We start from the raw sequence: 3,134 nt of genomic DNA, 5'->3' as shown, positions 1-3,134 counted from the left end.
TTGCTCACTCAAAACTGGATCGAAGAATCAAAACTCTTCCGAGTTTCCTTGCTTTTTTCAATCGTGGTTAAGTCCTCGATCGATTAGTATCAGTCCGCTCCAACCATCACTGGCCTTCCACTTCTGACCTATCTACCTGATCATCTCTCAGGGATCTTACTTTCTTAAAGAAATGGGAAATCTCATCTTGAGGTGGGCTTCACACTTAGATGCTTTCAGCGTTTATCCCTTCCCTACATAGCTACCCAGCGATGCCTCTGGCGAGACAACTGGTACACCAGCGGTAAGTCCATCCCGGTCCTCTCGTACTAAGGACAGCTCCTCTCAAATTTCCAACGCCCGCGACGGATAGGGACCGAACTGTCTCACGACGTTCTGAACCCAGCTCGCGTGCCGCTTTAATGGGCGAACAGCCCAACCCTTGGGACCGACTACAGCCCCAGGATGCGACGAGCCGACATCGAGGTGCCAAACCTCCCCGTCGATGTGGACTCTTGGGGGAGATAAGCCTGTTATCCCCAGGGTAGCTTTTATCCGTTGAGCGATGGCCCTTCCATGCGGAACCACCGGATCACTAAGCCCGACTTTCGTCCCTGCTCGAGTTGTAGCTCTCGCAGTCAAGCTCCCTTCTGCCTTTACACTCTTCGAATGATTTCCAACCATTCTGAGGGAACCTTTGGGCGCCTCCGTTACCTTTTAGGAGGCGACCGCCCCAGTCAAACTGCCCATCTGACACTGTCTCCCAGCCCGATAAGGGCTGCGGGTTAGAGTGGCCATAACGCAAGGGTAGTATCCCACCATTGCCTCCATCGAAACTGGCGTCCCGATCTCTACGGCTCCTACCTATCCTGTACATGCGGTACAGACACTCAATATCAAACTACAGTAAAGCTCCATGGGGTCTTTCCGTCCTGTCGCGGGTAACCTGCATCTTCACAGGTACTAAAATTTCACCGAGTCTCTCGTTGAGACAGTGCCCAAATCGTTACGCCTTTCGTGCGGGTCGGAACTTACCCGACAAGGAATTTCGCTACCTTAGGACCGTTATAGTTACGGCCGCCGTTTACTGGGGCTTCAATTCGTACCTTCGCTTACGCTAAGCACTCCTCTTAACCTTCCAGCACCGGGCAGGCGTCAGCCCCTATACGTCATCTTTCGATTTTGCAGAGACCTGTGTTTTTGATAAACAGTCGCTTGGGCCTATTCACTGCGGCTGCTCGTTAGAGCAGCACCCCTTCTCCCGAAGTTACGGGGTCATTTTGCCGAGTTCCTTAACGAGAGTTCTCTCGCTCACCTTAGGATGCTCTCCTCGACTACCTGTGTCGGTTTGCGGTACGGGCCATTGTTTTCTCACTAGAAGCTTTTCTTGGCAGTGTGACATCAGAAGCTTCGGTACTATTATTTCCCTCCTCATCACAGCTTGTCCTTGAAAGTAGAAGCATTTGACTCCCACTAAGACTCACTGCTTGAACAGACATATCCATCAGTCTGCACTTCTTAGCCTCCTGCGTCCCTCCATTGCTCAAACAAAAACAACGGGTACAGGAATATCAACCTGTTGTCCATCGCCTACGCCTGTCGGCCTCGGCTTAGGTCCCGACTAACCCTGGGCGGACGAGCCTTCCCCAGGAAACCTTAGTCATACGGTGGACAGGATTCTCACCTGTCTTTCGCTACTCATACCGGCATTCTCACTTCTAAGCGCTCCAGTAGTCCTCACGATCTACCTTCAACGCCCTTAGAACGCTCTCCTACCAATGCACCTTATGGTGCACTCCACAGCTTCGGTAAACTATTTAGCCCCGGTACATTTTCGGCGCAGGGTCACTCGACTAGTGAGCTATTACGCACTCTTTAAATGGTGGCTGCTTCTAAGCCAACATCCTAGTTGTCTGTGCAACCCCACATCCTTTTCCACTTAATAGTTATTTGGGGACCTTAGCTGGTGGTCTGGGCTGTTTCCCTTTCGACTATGGATCTTATCACTCACAGTCTGACTCCCGGATATGAATGAATGGCATTCGGAGTTTATCTGAATTCGGTAACCCGAGATGGGCCCCTAGTCCAAACAGTGCTCTACCTCCATCATTCTCAATTCCGAGGCTAGCCCTAAAGCTATTTCGGAGAGAACCAGCTATCTCCAAGTTCGTTTGGAATTTCTCCGCTACCCACACCTCATCCCCGCACTTTTCAACGTACGTGGGTTCGGTCCTCCAGTGCGTTTTACCGCACCTTCAACCTGGACATGGGTAGATCACATGGTTTCGGGTCTACGACAACATACTCATTCGCCCTATTCAGACTCGCTTTCGCTGCGGCTCCGTCTCTTCAACTTAACCTCGCATGCTATCGTAACTCGCCGGTTCATTCTACAAAAGGCACGCTATCACCCATTAACGGGCTCTAACTTGTTGTAGGCACACGGTTTCAGGATCTATTTCACTCCCCTTCCGGGGTGCTTTTCACCTTTCCCTCACGGTACTGGTTCACTATCGGTCACTAGGGAGTATTTAGCCTTGGGAGATGGTCCTCCCGGATTCCGACGGAATTCCTCGTGTTCCGCCGTACTCAGGATCCTCCTAGGTGTGAGCCAGATTTCATCTACGGGGTTTTTACCCTCTTTGACATACTTTTCCAAGTATTTCGACTATCTGTTTCAACTACCATATCGGAGTCCTACAACCCCAACAAGCAAGCTTGTTGGTTTGGGCTTTTCCCGTTTCGCTCGCCGCTACTCAGGGAATCGAATTTTCTTTCTCTTCCTGCAGGTACTTAGATGTTTCAGTTCTCTGCGTCTACCTCACAGCTGCTATGTATTCACAACTGTGTAACATCCTATAAAAGATGCTGGGTTCCCCCATTCGGAAATCTCTGGATCATAGCTTACTTACAGCTCCCCAAAGCATATCGGTGTTAGTCCCGTCCTTCATCGGCTCCTAGTGCCAAGGCATCCACCGTGCGCCCTTATTCACTTAACCTTTGACCTTACGGTCGGTGTTGAGTACTTCTTCTAGCGATAGAAGGTTGCTCAAGAAAATAAGCGTTGAACTTATTAAAAAACTCTTTAACTTGTCAACTCGGTGTGTGTTACTTGTTTTGATTTTCTTCGATATCCAGTTTTCAATGAACAAACT

Annotated in this window: 1 rRNA gene; it reads right to left on the bottom strand. The window is 50.0% G+C overall.

The window, feature by feature from the left end:
- Positions 1 to 63: 63 nt before the first annotated feature.
- Positions 64 to 2,978 (bottom strand): 23S ribosomal RNA (locus tag ACTFWY_RS17695).
- Positions 2,979 to 3,134 lie beyond the last annotated feature (156 nt).

The sequence above is a fragment of the Enterococcus sp. 125944 genome, assembly GCF_051909435.1.
Classification (GTDB): domain Bacteria; phylum Bacillota; class Bacilli; order Lactobacillales; family Enterococcaceae; genus Enterococcus_D; species Enterococcus_D gallinarum.
The sequence above is the reverse complement of the archived record's forward strand: the minus strand, read 5'-3'. Positions and strand labels throughout refer to the sequence as shown.